This window comes from Escherichia sp. 10290 (assembly GCF_030295155.1).
GTDB lineage: Bacteria > Pseudomonadota > Gammaproteobacteria > Enterobacterales > Enterobacteriaceae > Escherichia > Escherichia coli_F.
The window spans coordinates 2,109,020-2,132,471 of sequence record NZ_AP025741.1 but is presented as its reverse complement, the minus strand read 5'-3'; the positions used below and the strand labels follow the sequence as shown (position 1 = coordinate 2,132,471).

General features: G+C 46.3%; 31 protein-coding genes, 2 pseudogenes and 1 other annotated feature. Of the genes and pseudogenes, 21 read left to right on the top strand and 12 right to left on the bottom strand.

Annotated features, from left to right (window positions below; all coding sequences use genetic code 11):
* Window positions 1-126 precede the first annotated feature (126 nt).
* The 8 genes from QUE74_RS10815 to QUE74_RS10780 form a co-directional block, all read right to left on the bottom strand.
* Complete coding sequence (locus QUE74_RS10815) at window positions 127-1,407, bottom strand: site-specific integrase (RefSeq protein WP_000876994.1); 1,281 nt, start codon at window positions 1,405-1,407, stop codon at window positions 127-129.
* Window positions 1,408-1,441: 34 nt separating this feature from the next.
* Window positions 1,442-1,693, bottom strand: a complete 252-nt coding sequence (locus QUE74_RS10810) for an excisionase family protein (protein WP_000005552.1) — start codon at window positions 1,691-1,693, stop codon at window positions 1,442-1,444.
* Window positions 1,694-1,765: 72 nt separating this feature from the next.
* Window positions 1,766-4,237, bottom strand: coding sequence for a 3'-5' exonuclease (locus tag QUE74_RS10805; RefSeq protein WP_000048570.1), 2,472 nt, complete (start codon window positions 4,235-4,237; stop codon window positions 1,766-1,768).
* Window positions 4,238-4,317: 80 nt separating this feature from the next.
* Window positions 4,318-4,521 carry a DUF1482 family protein gene (locus tag QUE74_RS10800; RefSeq protein WP_001090193.1) on the bottom strand — a complete coding sequence of 68 codons (204 nt, stop codon included), beginning with the start codon at window positions 4,519-4,521 and terminating at the stop codon, window positions 4,318-4,320.
* Window positions 4,518-4,706: a cell division inhibition protein DicB gene (dicB, locus tag QUE74_RS10795; protein ID WP_000449183.1), complete on the bottom strand. Its 189-nt coding sequence runs from the start codon at window positions 4,704-4,706 to the stop codon at window positions 4,518-4,520. Before dicB ends, QUE74_RS10800 begins: the two co-directional genes overlap by 4 nt.
* 752 nt (window positions 4,707-5,458) lie before the next feature.
* On the bottom strand, window positions 5,459-5,848 hold the full coding sequence (locus QUE74_RS10790; RefSeq protein WP_000394567.1) for a hypothetical protein: 390 nt from the start codon (window positions 5,846-5,848) through the stop codon (window positions 5,459-5,461).
* A gap of 11 nt (window positions 5,849-5,859) precedes the next feature.
* A complete protein-coding gene (locus QUE74_RS10785) occupies window positions 5,860-6,012 on the bottom strand; it encodes a DUF1391 family protein (RefSeq protein WP_032193909.1) in 153 nt (50 codons plus the stop codon).
* 269 nt (window positions 6,013-6,281) lie between these two features.
* Window positions 6,282-6,926, bottom strand: coding sequence for a LexA family protein (locus tag QUE74_RS10780; RefSeq protein ID WP_000444616.1), 645 nt, complete (start codon window positions 6,924-6,926; stop codon window positions 6,282-6,284).
* A gap of 98 nt (window positions 6,927-7,024) precedes the next feature.
* Between QUE74_RS10780 and QUE74_RS10775 the strand changes: the two genes are divergently transcribed.
* From QUE74_RS10775 to QUE74_RS10750, 6 genes are all read left to right on the top strand, one after another.
* The gene (locus QUE74_RS10775) at window positions 7,025-7,252 is read left to right on the top strand and encodes a Cro/CI family transcriptional regulator (RefSeq protein WP_001261751.1); all 228 of its coding nucleotides are present in this window, start codon (window positions 7,025-7,027) and stop codon (window positions 7,250-7,252) included.
* On the top strand, window positions 7,249-7,674 hold the full coding sequence (locus QUE74_RS10770; RefSeq protein WP_000693893.1) for a toxin YdaT family protein: 426 nt from the start codon (window positions 7,249-7,251) through the stop codon (window positions 7,672-7,674). The genes QUE74_RS10775 and QUE74_RS10770 overlap by 4 nt, the downstream gene beginning before the upstream one ends.
* Before the next feature lie 23 nt (window positions 7,675-7,697).
* Window positions 7,698-8,660 carry a helix-turn-helix domain-containing protein gene (locus tag QUE74_RS10765; RefSeq protein ID WP_001349596.1) on the top strand — a complete coding sequence of 321 codons (963 nt, stop codon included), beginning with the start codon at window positions 7,698-7,700 and terminating at the stop codon, window positions 8,658-8,660.
* 40 nt (window positions 8,661-8,700) lie between these two features.
* The gene (locus QUE74_RS10760) at window positions 8,701-9,123 is read left to right on the top strand and encodes a DUF977 family protein (protein ID WP_001151156.1); all 423 of its coding nucleotides are present in this window, start codon (window positions 8,701-8,703) and stop codon (window positions 9,121-9,123) included.
* 464 nt (window positions 9,124-9,587) lie between these two features.
* Entirely contained in the window at window positions 9,588-9,932 is a 345-nt protein-coding gene (locus QUE74_RS10755; RefSeq protein ID WP_135276011.1) for a hypothetical protein, read from the top strand.
* A 69-nt stretch (window positions 9,933-10,001) separates the two neighbouring features.
* Window positions 10,002-10,454: a hypothetical protein gene (locus QUE74_RS10750; protein WP_000115767.1), complete on the top strand. Its 453-nt coding sequence runs from the start codon at window positions 10,002-10,004 to the stop codon at window positions 10,452-10,454.
* Between the two features lie 538 nt (window positions 10,455-10,992).
* On the opposite strand, the gene QUE74_RS10745 is transcribed toward QUE74_RS10750, so the two are convergent.
* The 4 genes from QUE74_RS10745 to QUE74_RS10730 all read right to left on the bottom strand — a co-directional run bounded on the left by QUE74_RS10745 (window position 10,993) and on the right by QUE74_RS10730 (window position 14,363).
* A complete protein-coding gene (locus QUE74_RS10745; protein WP_000114219.1) occupies window positions 10,993-11,619 on the bottom strand; it encodes a hypothetical protein in 627 nt (208 codons plus the stop codon).
* A gap of 25 nt (window positions 11,620-11,644) precedes the next feature.
* Window positions 11,645-12,343 carry a zeta toxin family protein gene (locus tag QUE74_RS10740; protein WP_000711879.1) on the bottom strand — a complete coding sequence of 233 codons (699 nt, stop codon included), beginning with the start codon at window positions 12,341-12,343 and terminating at the stop codon, window positions 11,645-11,647.
* 164 nt (window positions 12,344-12,507) lie between these two features.
* A complete protein-coding gene (locus tag QUE74_RS10735; RefSeq protein WP_000894818.1) occupies window positions 12,508-12,741 on the bottom strand; it encodes a hypothetical protein in 234 nt (77 codons plus the stop codon).
* 408 nt (window positions 12,742-13,149) lie between these two features.
* A protein-coding gene (locus QUE74_RS10730; protein ID WP_404853199.1) for an IS3 family transposase occupies window positions 13,150-14,363 on the bottom strand; the annotation gives its coding sequence in 2 pieces (ribosomal slippage) (window positions 13,150-14,075 and window positions 14,075-14,363; 1,215 coding nt in all).
* Window positions 13,966-14,082, bottom strand: a sequence feature (AL1L pseudoknot). Its footprint overlaps the gene before it by 117 nt.
* A gap of 319 nt (window positions 14,364-14,682) precedes the next feature.
* Between QUE74_RS10730 and QUE74_RS10725 the strand changes: the two are divergent.
* The 15 genes and pseudogenes from QUE74_RS10725 to QUE74_RS10655 form a co-directional block, all read left to right on the top strand.
* A pseudogene (locus tag QUE74_RS10725) lies at window positions 14,683-14,835 on the top strand (Hok/Gef family protein); the annotation flags it as partial.
* 462 nt (window positions 14,836-15,297) lie between these two features.
* Complete coding sequence (locus tag QUE74_RS10720; RefSeq protein ID WP_001360700.1) at window positions 15,298-15,576, top strand: hypothetical protein; 279 nt, start codon at window positions 15,298-15,300, stop codon at window positions 15,574-15,576.
* A 1-nt stretch (window position 15,577) separates the two neighbouring features.
* Complete coding sequence (locus tag QUE74_RS10715; RefSeq protein WP_001354678.1) at window positions 15,578-16,627, top strand: DUF968 domain-containing protein; 1,050 nt, start codon at window positions 15,578-15,580, stop codon at window positions 16,625-16,627.
* A gap of 12 nt (window positions 16,628-16,639) precedes the next feature.
* On the top strand, window positions 16,640-16,999 hold the full coding sequence (locus QUE74_RS10710) for a RusA family crossover junction endodeoxyribonuclease (protein ID WP_000510632.1): 360 nt from the start codon (window positions 16,640-16,642) through the stop codon (window positions 16,997-16,999).
* A complete protein-coding gene (locus QUE74_RS10705) occupies window positions 16,996-17,661 on the top strand; it encodes a bacteriophage antitermination protein Q (protein WP_001064920.1) in 666 nt (221 codons plus the stop codon). The genes QUE74_RS10710 and QUE74_RS10705 overlap by 4 nt, the downstream gene beginning before the upstream one ends.
* A gap of 254 nt (window positions 17,662-17,915) precedes the next feature.
* Window positions 17,916-18,629: an STM1630 family protein gene (locus QUE74_RS10700; RefSeq protein WP_000999910.1), complete on the top strand. Its 714-nt coding sequence runs from the start codon at window positions 17,916-17,918 to the stop codon at window positions 18,627-18,629.
* A gap of 174 nt (window positions 18,630-18,803) precedes the next feature.
* A complete protein-coding gene (locus QUE74_RS10695; protein WP_000917767.1) occupies window positions 18,804-19,001 on the top strand; it encodes a hypothetical protein in 198 nt (65 codons plus the stop codon).
* Window positions 19,002-19,151: 150 nt separating this feature from the next.
* The gene (locus QUE74_RS10690) at window positions 19,152-20,237 is read left to right on the top strand and encodes a DNA-methyltransferase (RefSeq protein ID WP_000024338.1); all 1,086 of its coding nucleotides are present in this window, start codon (window positions 19,152-19,154) and stop codon (window positions 20,235-20,237) included.
* A 520-nt stretch (window positions 20,238-20,757) separates the two neighbouring features.
* A complete protein-coding gene (locus QUE74_RS10685; RefSeq protein ID WP_001017777.1) occupies window positions 20,758-21,036 on the top strand; it encodes a hypothetical protein in 279 nt (92 codons plus the stop codon).
* 181 nt (window positions 21,037-21,217) lie between these two features.
* Window positions 21,218-21,643, top strand: a complete 426-nt coding sequence (locus QUE74_RS10680) for a tellurite resistance TerB family protein (protein ID WP_000900603.1) — start codon at window positions 21,218-21,220, stop codon at window positions 21,641-21,643.
* Window positions 21,640-21,792, top strand: a complete 153-nt coding sequence (locus QUE74_RS10675) for a DUF3927 family protein (RefSeq protein ID WP_000833498.1) — start codon at window positions 21,640-21,642, stop codon at window positions 21,790-21,792. Before QUE74_RS10680 ends, QUE74_RS10675 begins: the two co-directional genes overlap by 4 nt.
* A gap of 85 nt (window positions 21,793-21,877) precedes the next feature.
* Complete coding sequence (locus QUE74_RS10670) at window positions 21,878-22,270, top strand: putative holin (protein ID WP_001294588.1); 393 nt, start codon at window positions 21,878-21,880, stop codon at window positions 22,268-22,270.
* Window positions 22,260-22,538, top strand: coding sequence for a phage holin family protein (locus QUE74_RS10665; RefSeq protein WP_000183782.1), 279 nt, complete (start codon window positions 22,260-22,262; stop codon window positions 22,536-22,538). The genes QUE74_RS10670 and QUE74_RS10665 overlap by 11 nt, the downstream gene beginning before the upstream one ends.
* A 1-nt stretch (window position 22,539) precedes the next feature.
* Window positions 22,540-23,085: a glycoside hydrolase family 108 protein gene (locus QUE74_RS10660; protein ID WP_000842164.1), complete on the top strand. Its 546-nt coding sequence runs from the start codon at window positions 22,540-22,542 to the stop codon at window positions 23,083-23,085.
* Window positions 23,086-23,150: 65 nt separating this feature from the next.
* A pseudogene (locus QUE74_RS10655) lies at window positions 23,151-23,379 on the top strand (hypothetical protein).
* Window positions 23,380-23,452: the final 73 nt, after the last annotated feature.

Genomic DNA, 23,452 nt, shown 5'->3' with positions numbered 1-23,452 from the left:
CAATAGAAAAACACGAAAGAAGCACTAAGGATTTGGTGAAAGCAGCAGTATCGGGATGGCTGGGCACTGCGCTTGAATTCATGGATTTCAAGAGTCATGAATAGTAACCATTTGATAATTAATAAATTAATTTTTCACCACCTCGTTTTGGGGCATGGTTGGGGCAAACTCGCTTAGCTGTGTATTTAACAGGGCTACCTGTGCATTATTGTTTTCAGACATCCATTTCCCGTATACCTGAAACACCATTTGCGCATCTGCATGTCCCATCTGGTTTGCTATGAATGCCGGGTTGGCACCGGCTGTCAACGACCAGCAGGCATAAGTATGTCTCGACTGATATGATTTGCGGTGGCGGAGGCCAGCGCGCTTTATCGCTGCGTCCCACATCTGCCTTATTGAGTCAACGGTAAAATGGTCACCATAATTTTTTACTCTCGCTGACACTTCAGGTTGAAAAACAAAGGTGCATTTTTGTTTTTCTGTTCTGCCGAACTCTCTGAGGTGAACGTCAATAATATGTTCTTTGCTCAGCCTCGTTAGTGTCATCTGACTCCTGAGAGCGTCGATTGCAGGCTTGATAAGGTGAATTACCCGATTGGTACCAGCCTGTGTTTTCGGTACCGTAAAACGATCTTTTGCTAAATTTCTCCTGATCATCATTGTTCCATTTTTCAGATCTATGTCCTCCCATCCAAGCGCACACAGTTCACCAGGGCGAATGCCTGTATAAACAGAAACACACCATAAATTTTTGGCCTGCTGATTTCTGCAGGCGTCGATAAGACGGATAAATTCCTCCCGTGAAAGAGGATCAGGAATGGTTCTTGATTCCTTTAATGGCGAGATCCCCTTAAACGGATTATCTGCCAGGTAACCGTTATCAACACCAAACTGGAACACGGCGTTAAGATTTGTCATGTAATTATTTACAGTTACAGCCGATCTCCCTGGTTGTGTAACAATATAGTTACTTTTGGGGATCTGGTATCCAGTCAGTAGCTCTTTACGAACCTCCAGTAATTTTTCTTTATTAATCGATGAGGCAAGATTTTTTTCACCGATTATGCTCAGGATATTTTTGATGACGGCACGGTATGTGTTGAGTGATGCTTTGGCGACTTCAGTTTCTTTCAGTGCCAGAAATTTTTCAGCCAGTTCTTTTATGGTTAAATCTTGTCGGGCCTCACCAAATTTTTCCAGATTGCGTGAGGAGGGAAACTGTTTTGCATAGTCGAAAACACCAGTTTTTATTGCGTAACAAACAGAGGAGCGTAGTTCACCTGCAACGCGCCTGTTTTTTGCTGTGTCAGGAACCCCCAGATTTTCCCTGACTCTTACGCCTTTATAAACAAACCAGATACGTAATTTCCCTCCATGGTTTTCCACGCCTGTCGGATATTTCATTTCAACTTCTCTCATTAGTTAGTGTGGCTTTTAGTCAAGTAAGATGACGTCTTGGTCTCGCTGATGCCTGGCGCTCAATCCAGCGATCAATTTCTTCCAGGTTGTAAAAGCATGGACTGTTATCCCATGGCATACCGTCATGAGCGACATGCTTATATTCCCTTCCTTCCATAAACGATTTTTCCCGGGCCTTTTTTAACGTACCTTTTTTTATTCCTTTCAGCGCAATTAACTGCTCTTCGGATACCCATTTGCCGGGAGAGACAATCATGATTACTTCGCTCATCGATTTCTTTATCTCTTACATCAGACGAGCGCCGGTTGCAGAATACCAGTCACAACCGGCGACAGTTGAACATTAAGAATCAGCCTGACTCGGGATCAGTTTTTGCCAGATAACTGAAACGTATTTTGCCTGGTAACGGGCGTCATCAAGTGCATTATGGCGCTCACCTTCGAATGGAATAGCCGTTCTGGCATCGAAGTCTATGGCTTTCCCCAGCTCAACGATTGTGCGTACATCGCGATCGTTGTAGTAACGCCACGGGCAGGGGATCCCCTGCCGTTCGTATGAACGGCGCAAAATCGTGTTGTCGAAGTTGGCTCCATTTCCCCAGACCTGAACAAAAAATTCACCGGAGTTTTCGTCGATAAATTCCCGCAATTGTAACAGTGCATCATCTAACGGGATTTCATCGGTCATAATGGCAGATTGCGCTTCGCGTGATTGCTTAAGCCACCATTTAATGGTGTCCCGATCAATGACTCCGCCAGCAGTTTCCAGATCGATAGTCTTACTAAATTCCGGTCCCATATCTCCGGTTTGCGGATCGAAAAATATTGCACCTATTGAGATAATCGGGGCATCAGGATTTTTTCCCATGGTTTCAAGGTCGATCATTAGATGGTCACACGTCCTGCTGGTGGATGTGATAACGTGATGACCGTTCACCGCAATTAAGGGATCTGCCGTCTCGCCAGTTTCATTATTGCTGGCGTGGTCCTGAGCGCTGCCAGCATTCTCCTTGTGTGGATGTTCAGCGCCTTCCATTTCCTCCGGATCATTTTCCTGAACTTCAACCTGATTCTCTTCATCGAATGTTTCTTGGTATGTTGCGTCGCCCATCACCGCACCACAATCAGGGCAGTTGCCGCCGCCGGTCTGACCGCATGCGGTGCAGACTTTTTCCGCTTCCTGTTGCGCTACTGGCTCAGGTTGTTTCGTTTCTGGCTCGTTTTGTAACGCATTTGGGCTGTTTTGTTCTGCTTTCTGGTCGTTCTGTTCCGTTTCTTGCTGGTTCTGATTCACTGAATCGCGGGTTTCAATCCCCTTCACCCATTTCGGATCATTCGGGTCGCTAATCCCTGCAACAAATTCACCACGTGATACAGCAAGCAACTTATCGGCGTCAGGCTGGCTGATATTGGCTGCCTGCATAATTTTGTTTACTTCGTCAGCGGTAACTTTTACCGGCTCTGGTTGTGCGGTCGTGTCAGATGCACCAGTATTTTGTTGTGAACCTGAGTATGTACCGTTTTTACGGGCAAAATATTCTTCTTTCGTGATTTCAGTAGCCCCTGCAGTCAGCGCCTTATTCAGACCAGAAAGTTTGTTTGCGCGACCATATTTTTCGCCATCCTTGTCGGTGAAGAGGAAGTAGAACGGCCCCTCACGCTCTACAGATGGTTCGACTTCCACTTTGCATTCGGTTTTTTCGTTGTCCGGAATTGCCGTTTCCACTGCATCAGTTTCTGGTACTGGCGACGAGAGAGTATCAGTTGCGCTCTGATTTCTTCCTTCATCTTCAAACACGCCCTTTGTAGTCAGGTATTCAGTAATGTATTTGTTCAGTGTCACAGGGTCTTTGTGAATGTCGATCGGACGTTCACGGACAAGGCCAAAAATAGTCTGGCGGTCGTAGCGAAGGGCATCAGGCTGTTTGCGCATTGATGCCGAGATACGCTTCCAGTCTTCGCGGTCGTTGTCGATAACTTCATTTTTTGCCCAGCGATGGATGCTGCCGTCAATGTTTCCGGCATCCACATCACCAGGCCAGAGAGCGTAGGCCAGTTCGTCATCCAGTGTTTTCCATGTCTGCTTGTATTCGCGATGAGTGGCAGCAATGACCGGGCTGATTTTTCCTGTTGAATTGTCAGTGTACTGTTGATTGGCTCTGGCGCGGGCGAGATCAACAACAGACGTGTATTTTCCGGTTTCCTTGCGTTCACCTTCGCGACGTTTTTTCCAGATGCGCATCTCTGCCTGAATTTCGGGCCATTTAGCACCAGGAATACATTTATGCTTAACCCACCCAATGGCGTGCAACTTAAGCTCCGGATACATGGCGTTAACTTCTGGCATTTTCATCAACGCTTCAACGATATGTCCGTCGAATGTTGCCATGTCTTCCTGCAACAATTCCTGTGCGCTAATAACCATATCAACGGTGATGTTTTCACATGTGTCGAACTTAACCAGGACCGCGTTCTGTACTTCAGGGGACAGCTTGTCAAAATTGACGTTCATCGGATCGGATTCTGGTTCGACCGGGACAAAGGAAGCGCCTTCCTCATCCCAGCGGTTTTCCAGCATATATTCGGTATCCCAGGAGTCGATGGCAGGGCGGGGCATGCCGGGTTTATCCTCGCAGACAAGAAATTTATAAGCGCAGTCCTGAGCAGCCGGATATTGCTCCAGGAATTGCCAGGTAAATTTGGCTCGGGCGCGACGTTCGTCGCCGGCTTCAATGGCAGTGGCTACAGCGACTGCACCTTCTTCCTTTATTGCCTGTTCGTCCGGAATGGCGGCGCAAATAAAGACTTTACTCATTTTGTTTTAACCTCATTACAGATTTAAGGGTGAACAAATCCCTGCCATTGCTGGCATATAAAAATGAAACCGGATATTAATTACGGTGCTGTTTTAAGTCCTGCCGGGATTTCGTTATTGTCCATGCGAATAACTTTCTCAACCGGATAACAGTTGCCGGGAATTTTCTGTTCCGCTGCGGCAGCCATGCATTCTTTCATTGAGTCATGTATACCAATAACAAGATCAACTGGCTCGCCCGTATTAAGAAAAACCGTCAGAACGAGTGCAAATGCTGTATTCATTGCCAGTATCCTTTTTGCATCAGACGTAAACGGGCCAGCATTGATACAATGCATATTTGATTTAATAGCTCCCGTTCGTGTTTTCTCTTATTAATGGCATCTTCAGTAAATACAGGGTTACTGATTCTGACACCAATTTCAAAACAACCTTCAGACGTATTAACGTTTGGTAATAACGTTTCCATTATCGCGTCCTCAACAATGAATTTTGTGATACGGTGCCTGGTGCCTCCAGGTGACGTTAACCAGTTAACAATTAACGCCGGATACAGAGAACCCACCCATAAGAACCAATACGGAAGTCAACTGGCCTTTTTAACTGTTCCGCGTGCGCTTAGCCGCATTCACCGCATCACAAAATTCACTTTAAAAAGGGCGGCAGAGCAGTCACGGAGTAAAACTGATACCGCCAAACGTCACCAGAAAATTGATAACAGAGGGCGTTGCAGCGGGGTTGCCACTTAAGCGTATGGTCAACCTGACAACCCGGTGTCCTCAACGGGGAAGGAATAACCCCGCCATACTTACCGCCGCGCCATTTCGCGGATTGCCACAACCGGAAGCGCACAGACGAAGATGTCAGTGGTACACAACAAAGGGAGGAATGACTTCGCCGTGCGCTTTCGCGTTATGCCCTGACTTTTCAGGGATATATCCTTTCAGTAAACTGTTTGTGCCGGATTCTTATCCGTGTCCGGCGCACGACCACGCGCTGTCACGTGTGGTCTCCATTCTCAACCAGTAACCTCAATGGAGGATAAAATTAAAATGGTCAGCAAACTAAATTAGACTCGCTGGAAGATTCATTATTAAACAGCGCGTTTAAATTATATTCTTGAATGTTTTGGGGATAACCTTGCTGCTGAGGAAGGCTATCCAAACCATGTCGATGGTTTCGAAGCGATATATCTTTATCTATCCCGTAAACATGGATGGACTATTTCACAGTGTCGTTTAATGCCACTGGATGATATTCGCCTTGCTCTTTCGTTAGAGCTATCAGGGTGGCGACTCCCTGATGATGCAAAGATTGACGACCATCATTCTCACGATGATATAAGTTGTTAAGTTCCAGTAGTTTGGCTTTTGCAATGGCCTCTACAGATTTCCAGAATTTGTGGGGGTCTGTACTCTCTTCCTGTTCGTCAGGAATGTTATTGTCCTCAACAGAAACAGAATACAGTCCGGTAAACGCATCGCGCACATTACGAGCCATATTATCAATGTCTTTTTTCGTTTCAGCTTCTAATGCAACTTCGTTCAGACGTTGACGAAGTGTATGTGCTGCAATTTCTTGGATTTCTTTTGGTAACTCTTTAAATTCCATAGTCAACCTCATCAGTCAGTGTTTCTGGCTAACCAGCGATGCGCGCCAGTTTCGGTTTTAAACGTTTTGCTTTTGGTATATGTCATCGCGGTGAACGTACCGTCCTGGTTGGGGAACACGCCACATACCAGAGATTCGCTGTTGCCAAGATCGATAGTATCCATGCTGACCTCATTTCCCCTTAACGCCGGGGTGGCGGAACAAAAACCTGCTGCATAGTTAAAGTTGAACCCTGCCGTCATGTTCTTACGCCTCGGGCTGGCTACTTAACCCCTGACCACTGCCTGGTAACTCGAAGTATTGCCCTGCGTTCTGTGGGGCGGGGTGGTATACTATAAAACTAAATCTATTTAGTTTTATAGTCAAGCGCGATCTAGATATATTTAAAAAAAGGTCGACAAAGCCGACCTCTGATTGAAAAACAAAGTGGAAGCTATAGGCTGAACTGCACACCTTTTGCTACAGCAACAATTTTACATTCAGGTGTCAGTAAGGACGATTGATAGCGAGGATTGAGGGGGCTTAAATACACGAGTTTTCCGTCGATGACTAATTTTTTTATAGTCATAGATGGTTCGTTTGTAAGCGGATCTGGGACTATTACAGCGACGATACTACCATTTTTATATTTTTCTCTAGGCCTCATGATCACTGTGGCACCAACCGGAATGCTTGGCGACCCTGATGGGTTGTGCATAGTGTCATCAGGCATTGAAACGGCAAAATCCCCCTCCTTGACGTCAAAGAATGTGGTGATTCTGTCGGCATTTCCCATAGTTTTCTCTCCTTCTAAAATTAGGAAAGAAATTGCTTCCCCCCATGAAAGATAGGGGATTTGGGTGCCTGAATTGTTCTGCACAAGGGTAGGTTCAGTAGACGATACTCCATATAGGAGATAGGACTCAGTAGTTCCTAGTGCTTGGGCTAATTTACTAAGAGCTTTGCTACCGGGTTCGTTTAGGTCTTTCTCCCAGTACCCTATAGTTACCCCTGTTACGCCAGAAAGCTTGCCCAGTTCGACTTGGGTCAGTCCCTTGTCTTTTCTGAGTCTCTTAAGCCTAATGCCAAGGCTTTCCATCATCATCTCCCGTGAATTGAATATAAATTATTTTAGATTGCATTGACCTAAAAAAAATTATCCTTTAATCTAAAAATACTTAGTTTTAGGAGGGTGAAATGCGAGTTGATGAACTTGTCCAGTTTTTTGGCTCTGTTCAGAGAGTTGCCGATTTTTATGGGATAACCCGTGAAGCTATATACATGTGGCGCAAACGTCCTGGTGAAATAGTTCCCAAGGGGAGGGCCGCGGAAGCTGCCGCATACTCCAAGGGAAAATTATCTTTGAACCCAGAACTTTACAAAAAGAAGGATAACACCTTGAACGAAGGAAAGAATGATTCATGAAAATCAAGCATGAACACATCCGCATGGCTATGAATGCCTGGGCGCGTCCGGATGGTGAAAAAGTTCCGGCGGCCAAGATAACCAGGGCTTATTTCGAACTGGGAATGACGTCCCCGGAACTGTACGACGACAGCCATCCAGAAGCCCTGGCTCGTAATACTCAGAAAATTTTCCGCTGGGTGGAGAAAGACACCACTGATGCGGTTGAAAAAATTCAGGCGTTGTTACCAGCAATCGAAAAAGCAATGCCACCTCTGCTGGTGGCCCGGATGCGCAGCCACAGTTCAGCCTATTTTCGGGAGTTGGTGGAGACGCGGGAACGACTGGTGAGAGACGCTGATGATTTTGTCGCAGTGGCAATCGCCGGTTTCAATCAGATGAATCGTGGTGGCCCGGCAGGAAATGCTGTGGTGATGCACTAAAAGCACGGTGTTCGGGGTTTTTTATGAGCAGCAAGCTTCATGGTCTTGTCTGGGAAGGGTGCGCCTTCACCGGCATGATCTTATCCAGGGTGGCAGTAATGGCTCGCCTTGCAGACTACAGCAATGACGAAGGTGTGTCATGGCCTGCAGTGGAGACCATTCGTCGTCAGATTGGGGCAAAGAGTGAATCAACGGTTAAAGCGGCGATAGCGGAACTGGAAAAGAACGGCTGGCTGACGAAGGAGGAGCGTAAGGTCGGTGGGCGTAATGAAAGCAATATCTACCGCCTTAATGTGGAAAAACTCGAAGCAGCAGCTGAGGCGGCGCGTGAGGCATATAAACCGAAAAGAAAAATTAGCCCGGCAAAAAATGACCCGTTAACAGTTGACCAGTCAAATATTGCCCCCTCAACGGTTGACCCGTCAAATTTTGATGGATCAACCGTTGGTAAAAAACAGCCGGTTAGGGGGGCGATGGTTGGCCCCGATCCGTCAGTATTAAAACCTGATCCGTCAGATAAAAGATCTTTTCGTCCGGAAGCTTCGCAACCGGACCCGCAGACGGCTGAACAGGATTTTTTAACCCGACATCCTGATGCGGTTGTGTTTAGTGCAAAAAAACGTCAGTGGGGAACTCAGGAGGATTTGGCATGCGCACAGTGGATCTGGGGGCGAATCGTGAGTCTTTACGAACAGGCCGCCAGCGATGATGGCGAGATCACCCGACCGAAAGAACCCAACTGGACAGCATGGGCCAATGACGTGCGCATAATGCGGATGCTGGATGGCAGAACTCACAGACAAATCTGCGAAATGTTTGGTCGGGTACAGCGGGATCCATTCTGGGTAAAAAACATCATGAGCCCGTCAAAACTTCGCGATAAATGGGATGAGCTGGTTATCCGTCTGGGGCGTTCGCCTGTACAGCGTTGTGTGAATCATATTTCTGAACCTGACACCGAAATTCCACCAGGGTTCAGGGGGTAGGTATTGATTTCAGATCATGAGGTAATTTTCAGGAGGACTTGTGGCAAAAGTTTTTACACAAGAAGAGCGGGAAAAAATTAAGGGACAGGTTGTTGCACTCGTACGCCAGAGTGGGCGCGAGACGTTACGACAGCTGGAAGCTAAAACAGGTGCGACAAGATATCTGATTAGCGTTCTTGCCTGGGAGCTGGTTGCCAGTGGCGATGTATACAACTCTGGCTATGGGTTATTCCCGTCAGAACAGGCTCGTAAGGACTGGCAAAACGCCCGCAAAAAACTATCGAGGGCAAAGGGGAAGAAACCGTCTATGGTTGATCCGGACCTTATCTGGTCATTACCTGACGGAGAAATTCGTCGCTACGATAGTCGCCATAACATGGTTTGTCGCGAGTGTCTGGAAAGTGAAGTAATGCAGCGAGTGTTGGCATTTTATCAGGGAAATGTTCGCTATTTATTGAAGTGACGAGATTAAAGAGCATTAATACATATGTGAATTGACATTTCTGTGGCACAGGGCTAGAACTATTCTCATTGTCAGCGTTGTGCCAGAGTCTGATGTTTGTTGTACATTTGGACGAATAGACGGCGTTGTTAACTTTAAAAATAACACAGGAACACTTTGAGAAAGTGAACAGGCGTATTTATTTTTTGCTGATGAAGGAGAGTAACTTTAATTTGGGTAATTAGATTGATAATAGGCCAGACGAAAATAACATTCTGGCACACTTTTGGTCGCTACAGTCATTAGTTAATTTTAAGTGATAAATTTTTATCCATAAGTTAACACTAGTGTGTCATCTAGCGAAACCGAATCGCTTTAATCCATAACTTAAAGTTGAATCAGTGGGGTAGCAGTAGGTATGCCGGAACTGATAAACTGTGCAGAAGGCTAAACATTCATTCACTCGTGAGATAGTAGCATAAATTATGCAAAGAATTATTCCTGATAAAAATTGGTGGGAAAAAGAGCGTATTAATCGTAAAGCATCATCAAAATGCCCATATGCTAGTTCATACAGATGTCCTCGGTACTATCAGAGTGTAGTTTTGCTCTCAAGCATCAATATGATAGCTGGTATGGCAACTAGGAAAGAAAAAGAGTTGGGCGAATTTGGGGAAAGAACTAGTTTCTCATATTTATGTGATGAAGAAGTCCCAACAGTTACTACAAAAGAATATGGCGGCCTTGCATCAGTTAGTAATTTTTGCCCAGAAATATCATTTAGATATTTACACTATTACGCCGATTATATGTGTAAATATGTTGATTAGATAGATCAGGATACTGGCAGGCGTAGTGCGGAAAAAGATAATTTAGAAAATGATTGGAAATATACATGGATGTCAGTCAATCCTAAATTTTATTTAGATTGCGATGTTTTTGAAAGTGTCAAAAACTTCAATGAAGAATTGGCTAGTGATTACTTAAAGAGATTGCATCCAAATATCATTCAGCAAATAGATAGAATGAATAATTGCTTGGATAATAATGACCCTGCGGGTGCACTGCACGCAGCCTCTAATATTCTAGAAACTATGGCGAAGGAAATCACTCAAAACCCGAATGTGGCAAATGAGTCATTGGGTGGTTTTTTTAAACAGTTCGAAAAAATGTCAAAATTACCTAAGAATCTTATTGATATTGTTAAAGATATTTATGATTTACGCAACAAACTACCTACTGCTGGACACGGAAGCTTGAACAGGCCTGAATTAACTATGGTAGAAGCTATAACTATTGCGGCAATGACAAAGGCGATTTTAGAAATTGAATATCGAAGCAAAGCCATCTAACAAACATAAATTATGTGGTTCAAATTCCCGCTATACTTCTGTGTTATTGCCGCCAGCGTCTACTTATCGCTGTGAGTTCAACGGGGCGATGATGCGTTAGAGATCTCTGAATCGATTGAAGTCTAAGGTTGTCAGGGCTGTAACAGTAGCCCTGTGTCATGAAAGGATTGCATATTAATTAACGAAGAACAGACCAATAGCATTGATAGTTGTTTTCAAAAATAGACCAATAACAAACACGACTGGCCATCTCATCGATTTTCGACAGTATGCAGAAATGGGCGGGATCCACACGCAGTACCAGCTTGCTAAGATAAACGAAAAGGAGACTTTAACCAGTCAGTGGCTGCATGCTGATGGTGATCCGCTATGGGCCGTAGATGTTGTTTGATGTACGCAGAAAGAGACGACGAAGGGCACTATGCCGAAAACTAAATCGGTTTTAGAGATTAACCGCGCTGGTGAGCTGGAGTGATTGACTTTTAGAACGCCAGAAAGCAAAAACCTCACAATCGAGTGAGGTTTTGTTAAGGGCTTACTATTTTTTGGCAATTAGTGCATGCATCGCCATTTCATGACCTTTTCTGCGAAGTTTTTTCACACGGGGCTTGAGCCTAGTGAAAGAACTTGGGCTAATTGTCGACTCAGCTTCAACTATATCATTGCGGGGAGCACCCGTTTTAGCATCTTCATAGCGGATAAGTATTTTAAACGTGCCCTCATCAACTCCGACACCTTGCAAGTGATGAAGTTTAGATGAAACAGCACCGATTAAATAATCATGAATTCCTTGCAGGCCCGTTTTACCGATTGGTGAATAGGTATGCAACATATTTGCACCTACAGGAAGGAACTGGCGAAAGTCAGGAACATGCATCTTGTTAACTTCAACAGAAGTGTATGCTTTCATGTCAAAAGAAACTCCAGGTTTCCGTGCATTGACTTCTAGCCATTGAGGCAAATCGAGAATATATTTGCTCTCAGCAGTTACTTCCAGTTTCTTCCTAGACGATAATGTCACGTCCATTACCTGAGCCATATCAGCCATAGAAAGCTCAGCGGCCTTCCGGTTGATGGCTTGTACCCGCTCGCTCACGTTAGGTCCGAATGCATCGAACAACGAAATTTCAGCAGCTGGTTTAATGGCTTCAGTTTTAACAGACATATACACTCCTTAGATAGGACACTTATTATACACCTAAATGCGCTAGATCGCTAACGTCTGAATATGGGCAGCTATGGGAGGTAGTCCAGTTTTCAAGGGTCACGTTAGGAGTATAGTCGACCACGAACTGACCATCATTTTCAGGATCTTCCCGTCGATGATAAACATTGAGTGTAAATAGGCCTGCATATTTCGCGAGCATATGTTCAATGGTCTCTCTGCTCTTGAAAAAGTTCGCTTTAAGAACCTCTAACGGAACCTTACGAGAGCGGGCTTGGGCAAAAACCCACGCGTAAGCCGGATCAAAATAGACGTAATTCAGTGCTACCTGATAACCAGCCTTCAGGGCCAGATCAAAGTTTCTCTCCGCAATACCTATACTGGAGAAAGTAGAGTCCATAACAATGGGATAGCCTTCAGATAGCGCTTTTTTGTAGATAAAATCGACCATTCTGGAGGCAGGTCTCTGATAGTCCACAGAGTTCTCTTCATTGTAGTAGGGGAACCACCAGCGAAAATCATCAGCATCAATTCGAACAATGTTTGTGATGCCATGTTGTTCTAAAAGACGATTTAAGAGCTCGGTTTTACCTGCAGCAGGCGAACCAGCCATAAACAGGACGTGCTTGGCATTGGCATTTTTGTTTGCTGTTACGTAACTATAAACGTAAGGGCGAATTGCCTCACCAAACTCAGGCAGTATGGTTTCAAGTTCTTTTTTCATCGGTAAATCATGCCGTGGTAGTTTTAGTTTTATTTAACAATATCATAAACGTTTAAAGATGGTTACAAATTAGCTAGATTTGTGAGCGCTTTAACCTCTAAAACCCTCTGGAACCCAATACCGCTTTTCTGGCTGTCTTTTCAATACGGCATCCAGCGCATCACTTACTCGGTCTGTATGCGGTTCATTGCTGAAGTCGCCAGTTGCGGGTAAATCTGCATCTCTGCGCCGTTTAAGATTCGCGTATTTACGCGCAAGCGCTCGATGGCTTCATTTTGCTGGTGGCTTTCCTTCCTCGCGGCTATTCTAGCTATCTGATTGGCTGCTATGGCCTTTGCCGCTGTCATGGAATGCGCCAGAGTCTTATCCGTCATCATTACACGCTGCGTTTCCAGCATGCTGGAATGATCTCTTTTTGTTGTTCTTGAAGAAGAACTCTTATTCTTCGGTATATCATTTTGACAGGGGGCAGTGTAAGTATCCCTGCAAAACGAACCATTCACTTTAACAGATATGTCAATTTCCGCTCATCGTTCAAAGCGGACTAGAAGGTTAGCTTGCGTCGGACTTGGCGTTTTTAAAGAAGTGCTGGTGGTGACTGGTTGTTGTGTTCCATTTCTACAGAACAAAATCACAGAAACTATTCCCAATAGTTTTATTGAATCAATGATGAGACAGCCTCATATTTATCAGGACTGGTGTACGTCCAATACAGGAGGTTGTCGTGCTGGTTCTCAAATGTGCGCTCGCTATTGCGGCTGTAATGAACCGCCCCGGGTTTCCTGGAGAGTGTTTTATCTGTGAACTCAGGCTGCCAGATCATTGTTTCCGATGGAAGCATAATAAGCTTTTTCTGCTTCTGCCGGAGGAGTATGGCCCAGCCTTCCCAGCAATCGTCGATTGTTATACCAGTCCACCCACGTGAGTGTGGCCAGTTCCACTTCTGCACGGTTTTTCCAGCTCTTACGGTGTATTACCTCCGCTTTGTAAAGACCATTGATGCTCTCAGCCATCGCGTTGTCATACGAGTCGCCTGTACTCCCTGTTGATGCCAGCAGTTTTGCTTCTTTTAGTCGCTCCGTATAGGCCAGTGACACATACTGAGAGCCTTTATCGCTGTGATGGATGGTGCCAGACGGACGACGGGCCCACAACGCCTGCTCCAGCGCATCCAGCACGAATGTCGTTTCCATAGACGATGAGACCCGCCACCCCACGATGTATCCGGCAAACACATCAATGATGAACGCCACATAGACGAAGCCCTGCCATGTGCTGACGTAAGTAAAATCAGCCACCCACAGCTGGTCAGGACGTTCTGCCACGAACTGACGGTTTACGCGGTCACCTGTGGCAACGGTTTTCCGGCTGACGGTAGTGCGGACCTTTTTACCCCGGAGAACACCGGCAAGTCCCATAACCGCCATGAGGCGCGCCACTGTACATCTGGCCACCCTGATTCCTTCCCGTAACAACTGACGCCAGACTTTACGCACACCGTACACCTGATGATTTTCATCGTATACGCGCTGTATCTCTCTCTTCAGCCAGTCATCGCGCTGCGCACGGGCACTGCGTTTATCAGGATGATGCCGCTGCTGCTGACAATGGTAATACGTTGACGGGGCAATATGCAGTTCACTGCATACCGGTCCGACCCCGTACTGCTCACGCAGCTTATCCAGCAGTGGCATTATTTTTTCCAGAGGCGGTCGAACTCCGCCTTCGCAAAATAAGCGGAAGCCTGGCGAAGGATATCGTTACTGCGGCGCAGTTCACGATTTTCACGTTCCAGCTCTTTCAGACGCTGACGTTCAGCGGTGGTGAGCCCACCATCACCGCTCCCGGTATCCCTCTCATGCTGGCGAACCCAGACACGCAGAGTCTCTGGCGTACAGCCAATCTTTGGAGCAATGGAACAAATTGCCGCCCATTGTGAGTCATATTCGCCCTGACTTTCCAGAACCATACGAACTGCGCGTTGACGGACTTCGGGGGAAAAACGAGTATTTTTAGTCATCCTGTTTACCTCTTTCTCAGGAAGTTTAGTCTCCAGGATTTCCGGGGCGGTTCAGTAATGGCAATTTATTGTCTTGCTGTTGTTCTTATGGATCGCCTTTCTGATTGATTTTATATTGGCGAGGTGACGGGAGTTAAGTAGGATTGCTGCGGGTGCTTGAGGCTATCTGTCTCAGGCATGAATACCAACGGCAGATAGAGAAAAGCCCCAGTTAACATTACGCGTCCTGCAAGACGCCTAACATTAATCTGAGGCCATATCTATGACTTGCACACGTAGGTTAGCCTCTTACGTGCCGAAAGGCAAGGAGAAGCAGGCTATGAAGCAGCATAAGGCGATGTTAATCGCCCTGATTGTCATCTGTTTAACTGTCATTGTGACGGCACTGGTAACGAGGAAAGATCTCTGTGAGGTACGAATCCGAACCAGCCAAACGGAGGTCGCTGTCTTCACAGCTTACGAACCTGAGGAGTTAGAGACCAGGCGAGGGAGAAATCCCTCGCCACCTCTGATGAGTCAGGCATCCTCAATGCACCCACACTTAACTTGATTCGGCGGGTTTATTTTATCTGTAAATATTTTTATAAAAATAATGCCCACACACAGCATAAAACAAAAAGTATCACAGATAAAAAAGGAGCGTAATGTGCAGATTTGTTGTTTTCCATATTTACTCGCTTTAACATAATCAATATTGATATGGTTGTTATTTCGGTGGTTTCAAACGAGATATTATGGTGATCTGGCAAATTTGCATAACATTAAAATTTAATTTATCTAATCGCTTTTAATAATAAGCGTTGTGTTTTATCCCAGCAATCTGTTGTTTGATTTTTATTTCATTAATGTAGGGGCTTTACACTGGAACCAGTTTATTTATACTTTATACGCCAGCCTGAACAACTGGCACCTGCTGCGCCAGCAGAGACAACCGATGGCGCACGATACCAAATTACACAATTCTGATGATTCTGCCGTCTTTGCCAGCAGGTGCGGACGGCGTTTTCACGCATTCAAATCGGACTGGTTCCAGCATTCTCCATGCACTGAAGAACAGGCTGAATGGTTAATTCATTGCTACCGCAGACGCGGATACGAGATTAAGAAAGCCCTCAGCCCCGATTATCGTCACTGGATAATCTACGTCAGGCTTCCTTATTCCGAACGCCCACCGCGTCAGTCCCGCACATTCCAGCAACGGATCTGGAGGTAACGTGCGGGTATTACTTCGACCTGTACCGGTACCGGAACTCGGGGTGGTTATCGTTAAGCCAGGCCGTGAATCAATGTCGGTATTCCATAACGACAGAGTACTGGTGGAGCCGGAACCAAAAAGCATGCGCGGTCTGCCGTCCGGAGTCGTCCCTACCGTTCGCCAGCCGCTGGCGGAGGATAAATCATTACTGCCGTTTTTCAGTAACAAACGAGTGATTCGTGCTGCTGGCGGCGCTGGTGCACTGTCTGACTGGTTACTGCGCCATGTCAAATCCTGCCAGTGGCCTCATGGTGATTACCACCATAGTGAAACCGTTATTCACCGTTACGGTACCGGCGCGATGGTATTGTGCTGGCACTGCGACAACCAGCTGCGCGACCAGACATCGGAATCACTCGAGCAACTTGCTCAACAAAATCTGACAGCCTGGATGCTTGAGGTTATACGTCACGCAATGAATGGCACGCAGGAGCGGGAATTATCGCTGGCTGAATTATCCTGGTGGGCGGTTTGCAATCAGGTGGTGGATGCTCTACCTGAGGCAGTATCACGTCGTTCGTTGGGATTACCGGTGGAAAAAATCCTCTCTGTGTATCGCGAGAGCGACATCGTACCGGGAGAACAGACAGCCACCAGCATACTGAAGCAGCGCACAAAAAATATTGCGCTACCGCCTCACGTCCACCAGCAACAAAACTCACCACAGGAAAAGGCGGTGGTAAGCATCGCCGTTGATCCTGAGTCCCCGGAATCTTTCATGAAGCGACCTAAACGTCGCCGTTGGGTAAATGAGAAATACACACGCTGGGTAAAGACACAGTCGTGTGCGTGCTGTGGTAAGCCAGCTGACGATCCCCATCACCTGATAGGTCATGGTCAGGGCGGAATGGGAACAAAGGCCCACGATATTTTCACGTTACCGTTGTGTCGTAAACATCATAACGAGCTTCATGCAGAACCGTTGGCGTTCGAAGAAAAGCATGGTTCTCAGGTTGATTTAATTTTTCGTTTTCTTGATCACGCCTTTGCAACCGGCGTGCTCGGATAAAAGAGGTTATTGATGGGGATAGAATTTGTTTTGCCTTACCCGCCGACGGTAAATACCTACTGGCGTCGTCGTGGCAGCACATATTTTGTATCAAAAGCAGGGGAGCGTTATCGCCGGGATGTGGCGCTTATTGTTCGCCAGCAGCGGCTGAAATTAAATCTGTCCGGAAGGCTGGCAATAAAAATTATTGCAGAGCCACCGGATAAGCGCCGTCGTGACCTGGACAATATTCTGAAAGCACCACTGGATGCACTGACACATGCGGGACTGCTTATCGACGACGAGCAGTTTGATGAAGTTAATATTATGCGCGGTCAGGTTGTTCCCGGTGGTCGGCTGGGGATAAAAATCACAGAACTGGAGTGCGCATGAATAACCAGTATTTACAGTTTGTGCGTGAGCAGCTCACGATCGCCACCGCTGATTTGAGTGGAGCAACAAAAGGTCAGCTTGAAGCCTGGCAGGAGAATGCCATGTTCAATACAGGGCGTTACAGACGTAAAAAAATCCGGTACCGCGATAAGGTCACTGGAAAAATAGTAACGCTGGATAATCCACCGATCCCGGGAAAGCAATCGCTGGCGAAAGGTTCATCAATTGCCCTGGTCAGTCCGGTTGAGTTTTCGACATCATCATGGCGACGCGCCGTTCTGTCTCTTGAAGAACATCATAAAGCCTGGCTGCTGTGGTGTTACAGCGGTAGCATTTGCTGGGAGCATCAGATCGCGATAACGCAGTGGGCGTGGATTGAATTTAATGCTCAATCCGGTACCAGAAAAATTGCAGGAAAAACTCTGGTGCGCCTGAAGACGTTGAGCTGGTTGGCGGCGCAGGCGGTAAAAGCTGAGCTTTTTGGTGGGGAAGGTTACGAATACCAGGAACTGGCGTTACTGGTGGGAGTAACAACCAAAAACTGGTCCAAGACATTTACTGGTCACTGGGTTGCAATGAAACACATTTTTCATCGGCTGGATAGTGAAGCTTTATTGTTAGTGGAGAGAACACGTTCAAAACAAAAGGCGGCATTTTCATAGCAAAGTATTGCAAAAGTAGATTAAAACGCATATATTTCGTGTAAATCTGATATTTTGCCGTTTTTATACGTGATGGCAAAGCTAGTAAAACCCGCGACCGAGCGGGTTTTTTATCCCCCCAAAAAATGGCATAGACATTAAACGTGATGACGATTGTGCCAATACTTTCTCCATCAATGACGCCCCTTGACTGCATGGAATCCAATTTGTTATGTAATATGTGTTGATATTTTTGAGTTGTTAATGGTGTTACTATGAATGACAGTGCTCTGCTCAGAAACTCTTCACTTTTTGTTGCTTATATGGGCTGTCTAGGATGGGGAAGCGCTTATTTCTATGGATGGGGTACTTCATTTTACTATGGCTTTCCATGGTGGGTTGTCGGGGCTGGTGTCGATGATGTTGCACGAAGTTTGTTTTATGCTGTGACAGTTATCGTTATATTCCTTATTGGATGGGGAGTTGGTATTGTTTTCTTTTTGGGCATAAAACAAAAGCGCAATATACAAAATTTGAGTTTTATCCGGCTTTTTCTCGCGATATTGCTGCTTTTTATTCCACCTGTTCTGGAGTTTTCGGTAATTCATCAGCATGTTGAGCCAGATGTACTGATTTTCTGCATTCTTGCTGCCTTTACAATCACGCTTTTTGTCAGGTCTGGAAGAAGACTTGTTTCAGTCAAATGTTTTTCGGAAATGTCTTTTATTCGCCATCACCGAATTGAGTTCATGATGGCTGGGTTTATGATTTATTTCTGGGCATTCTCTCTTATTGCCGGTTGGTACAAACCACAGTTTAAGAGGGAATATCAGGCGATCCACTATGAGAATGTATGGTATTACATTATTGCGCGTTATGATGATCGTCTGGTGTTATCGAAATCATACAGGAGTGGGGGTAAGAAATTCGTTATATTTAATAGCGGAAATATTAATGATTTTGAAATTAATACTATCAGAGTGCGTTAAAATTTCTTGAGTAATGAAGATTTTTACTGCCCGGCATTGAGCGGTTTTTTTATGCCAGAAAAATGGTGTGGTACATAAAATGTGCTGGTGGTTATTAATACCGGTCTTTCAGCTTGCTGGCTTTTTCGACAAGAGTTATTGGTATGTCACGTTAACCAATAAAGAGAAAAAGACATGCTAAAACAGCAGGATATGACCGAAACAGCCAGAGTGGTGTTTAATGAATTAAGCGTCACTGAACCGGCAACAGTTGGGGAAATTGCGCAGAATACTTACCTTTCACGCGAACGCTGCCAGTTAATACTGACCCAGCTTGTGATGGCGGGTCTGGCAGATTATCAGTTCGGTTGTTACAGACGCCTTCCGCAGTGAAGGCTTTTTACTTTGTGGTAATGGGCGGCTGGTGGGTGTTAGCGGCACCTGCCAGCCATCTGCTCATGTGTTGAGGTCACAAGCAAACCTCAGGCCCATCTGCTTTGCGCAAAAGCGGTATGAGCCTATCAGAGAAGTGCTTATTGATCTATGGCTAATACTGTAAAAATATCCAGTTGTGAGTTAATCAACACTGATTGCCTGGAATTTATCCAGACCTTATCGGAAAACTCTGTCGATCTTATAGTCACAGACCCGCCATATTTTAAAGTGAAGCCCGAGGGCTGGGATAACCAGTGGAAGGGCGACGATGATTACCTAAAATGGCTGGACCAGTGTCTGGCTCAGTTCTGGCGGGTACTGAAGCCTGCCGGAAGTCTTTACCTGTTTTGTGGTCATCGCCTGGCATCTGATATCGAAATCATGATGCGTGAGCGCTTTAATGTGCTGAACCACATTATCTGGGCGAAGCCGTCCGGACGCTGGAACGGGTGCAACAAAGAAAGCCTGCGGGCGTATTTCCCGGCAACAGAGCGCATTCTGTTTGCCGAACATTATCAGGGGCCATATCAGCCAAAAAATGCCGGCTATGCGGCAAAGGAGCGCGAGCTTAAACAACACGTCATGGCCCCGCTGATTTTTTACTTTCGTGATGCGCGTGAATCACTGGGAATAACGTCCAAACAGATAGCGGAAGCCACCGGAAAGAAAAACATGGTGTCGCACTGGTTTGGTACCAGTCAGTGGCAGTTACCGAACGAAGCTGATTACAGAAAACTGCAGGCGCTGTTCGCGCGTGTTGCAGAAGAAAAACACCAGCGTGGGGAGCTGGCAACGCCACACCAACTGCTGGTCAGCACATACAGTGAACTGAACCGGCAATATGCCAGTCTGCTTGAGGAATACAAATCTCTGCGGCGTTATTTTTCTGTATCGGCCGCCGTTCCTTATACGGATGTCTGGACGCATAAGCCCGTACAGTATTATCCGGGTAAGCATCCCTGCGAAAAACCGGCGGATATGTTGCGTCAGATAATTTCTGCCAGCAGTCGTCCGGGGGATGTGGTTGCGGATTTTTTTATGGGATCGGGGGCAACAATAAAAGCAGCAATGGGATTGGGGCGTCGCACGATTGGGGTTGAACTTGAGTCCGGGCGTTTTGAACAAACAGTTGGTGAAATATTGGTGCTGAACGATAAATTGCGAAATGCACAATTAGATAAGAACAGGAGCTAATCCTCGATTAATATCTAAGCCAAGCAGGATGCTTGGAAGTTCTGATATATTCTTATCGTTTTTCGGTATTTAAAACTGATTTTCGCTGGTTGCGAAAGCACGTGGTCGGGCACTGCGTTCACACATGCAGGAGGGTGTGAAGCCAGCTTTTTTTCTGTGTATTCAGATGGCGTTCTGATTCTATAACGAGTTACGTGGACATCAGGGATGGAGAGAATAGGAACGCCATCTTAATACATTTTCCCCGTTTATTTGATATATCTTCCGGATAAGGGATTAGGTCTGGTTTTTTATGTCATTCAATAACGCTCTTCTATACTGTATACAATACTTTATCCTGGCAGTGTGTTTAAAACCTGAACTTATCCTTTGTTTCGTTTATAGACAGAAGGGTTAATATCGACTTATCATCAGCAGGATGGCAACAGATGTGTAAGCAGCTGGTCACCAGTTATACTTCAGTGGTACTTCTGAGTGCTTCTCTCCGTGAAATGATTATCATCCAGATGACAGGAGTAGAGTGAATATTGATGATATTTCCAGGTGCTCCAGCTTGTTGCAGCGTATTGAGGATGTTAATGCTGAACGAGCCAGGGCCTTTAGTCGTTTGACAGTTATATTTTCTACCCCTGATCGCCTTTCAGGAAAGAACATTGTTTTATTAAACAGTGATGCCATCCATAAGGTTTTTGAAGAGTTCATGGCTGCTAATTCAGAATTGCTGGCTCTTGTTGAGGAATACAACGAGATAGCCAGCCGTGTCGGTATGGATGAATTCAACGTCATACTTCGTGGATAAAAACATGCTTCATATTTTCTGTTAGCTCGCTACGGCGAGCTTTTTTTGTATCTGAGCCACACCTGGCGCACATCAAAAACACAGAGCCTTTCAGGAGGTGCTTACGGGATTGTCAGTGTGACTTTCACTGTGGGCTGGTAACCATCTGGCGCAGGCTCGTCTACGCAAAGGAAAAGTCACGATGTTAGGTATTTTCAAAAAGAAAACCCGCAAGGCCATCACAGAAGTGAAGAAGATGGAGAACCGTGATGCGGTGGAGGCGACCGTCTGGGGCGCATATTCCATTGCATATGCCGACGGCACCTGCGATGCGAAAGAAATCGCAGTACTGGAGAAAACTATTGCTGCGCTTCCTGCTTTTGCACCGTTCTCTGGTGAGATTGCCCAGATGAGCGCCAATATCCGCGCCCGTTATGAAGCGTCACCGCGTAGTGCGAATGCGCATGCATTGCGTGAGCTGGCTGATGTGGCGGGGACAACTGAGGCGGTTGACGTGCTTTGCCTCTGTCTGGATATCGCTGATCAGGATGGCATTGGTCCGGATGAAGAAGCGCAGCTCAAGAAAATTGCACAGGCGCTTCAGTTACCACTGGAGCAGTATCTGTGAAAAGTGCGGGCCTTGTGCTGGCTGCCATCCTGTTGTTTCTGGTAGTGGCAGTGGATTTCACTGGATGGCTGATGTCGGTACTGGCTGATGGTGTGCTGGTGGCGATGGTAACGGTCTTACTCTGGCCTTTACTTCGCAAATCTGAATAAACAGCCTACAAAAGGTATCTGCGGGTACCTTTGATAAAGTTTTTTAGGGCCGCTGATGGTCCTTTTTATTTACAGGAGAATAAATATGTCTGAACCCTTATCCGGTTCCGGCACTGCTGTGGCGCTCGGCGGGGCGACGGTATTCGGGCTGTTTACCGGGACGGATTTCGGGATTGTATTTGGTGCGTTCGCTGGTGCGTTATTTGTGGCAACAATGCCGCAGACACTTTCAGCCTGGCGTGTGGCTGCACATTTTCTGGTGTCCTTTATTGTTGGTGTGCTTGGGGCCCGTGGTGTGGCCGGTTACATGGCGGAACGTATTGGGTTTAACAGTGCTTCCGTTGATGCGTTGTGTGCGGTCCTGGTGTCGGTGCTCTCAGTAAAAGTCCTGTCATTCATCCACCAGCAGGAGATTACATCACTGGTATCCGGTCTGTTCTCCCGTCAGCGTGGAGGAGGTGGTGGTAATGACAAATAATCTTCCAGGATTACTGAATGCGGCGTTATGTACGGTTATCGTACTGACGCTTTTTTTCTACCGCAGAAAAGAGTCCCGACACAAACCGCTGATATCGTGGTGCGCCTGGTGTCTGATGCTGTTGTATGCGATAACGCCGTTAAGTTATCTCTGTGGTCATCCGTTGCCGGCAGACTGGCTGGTAGTGATGCTGAACCTGGTGTTTGGTGTCATGGTAGTGCGTGCGCGCGGTAATGTTTCAAAAATTTTTGCTTTCCTGAGTGGCTGATATGAAATCGAGAGATGAAATTTTTGATGAAATCCTCGGAAAAGAGGGGGGGTATGTCAGTCATCCTGACGATACAGGCGGAGCGACGAAGTGGGGAATTACTGAAAAAGTGGCGCGCGCGCATGGTTACCGTGGTGATATGCGTGATTTGAGCCGCGGGCAGGCTCTGGAAATCCTTGAGGCAGACTATTGGTATGGACCTCGTTTTGACCAGGTGGCAAACCTGTCTCCTGATATTGCTGCAGAACTGTGTGATACCGGGGTAAACATGGGGCCGTCGGTAGCCACAAAAATGCTTCAGCGCTGGCTGAATGTGTTTAATCAGAAGGGAATGCTGTATCCGGACATAGTTACAGACGGGGGGATCGGGCCGCGAACCATTAATGCGTTACGTTCTTATCTGAAAAATCGCGGCAGGGATGGCGAACTGGTACTGGTGAAAGCCCTGAACTGTACGCAGGGTGAGCGTTATCTGGCGCTGGCAGAGAAACGCGAGGCTAACGAGTCGTTTGTCTATGGCTGGATGAAAGAGCGCGTTGGTTTATAAACTCATCGAAAAGGTCACTTCGGTGGCTTTTTTATTGTTCAAAAAACGAAAGAACGGAGGTACGTATGTACGCACTGAAAAAGATTACGGTAACTGAAGATGGTCGTCAGGTTGAGGAAGTGCATGTCCTGGGGGGATATGTATCGTATGGAGTTTTACCCGCGTAATACCCATCTGGCAGCAAAAATTGAGTATTGCCGGAACGGGAATATTTCATGTTTGCAGGTAGAGAAAACGGATGAGGCTTATATCACTACGCTGAACGGCGATACGATGTCAGCGCCAATGATATAAGACAGTAATTCACCATTTGGATTGTCCGCTCCACCCAACATGTTGTTTCCTTAAGGTTCCTACACCACAAAGG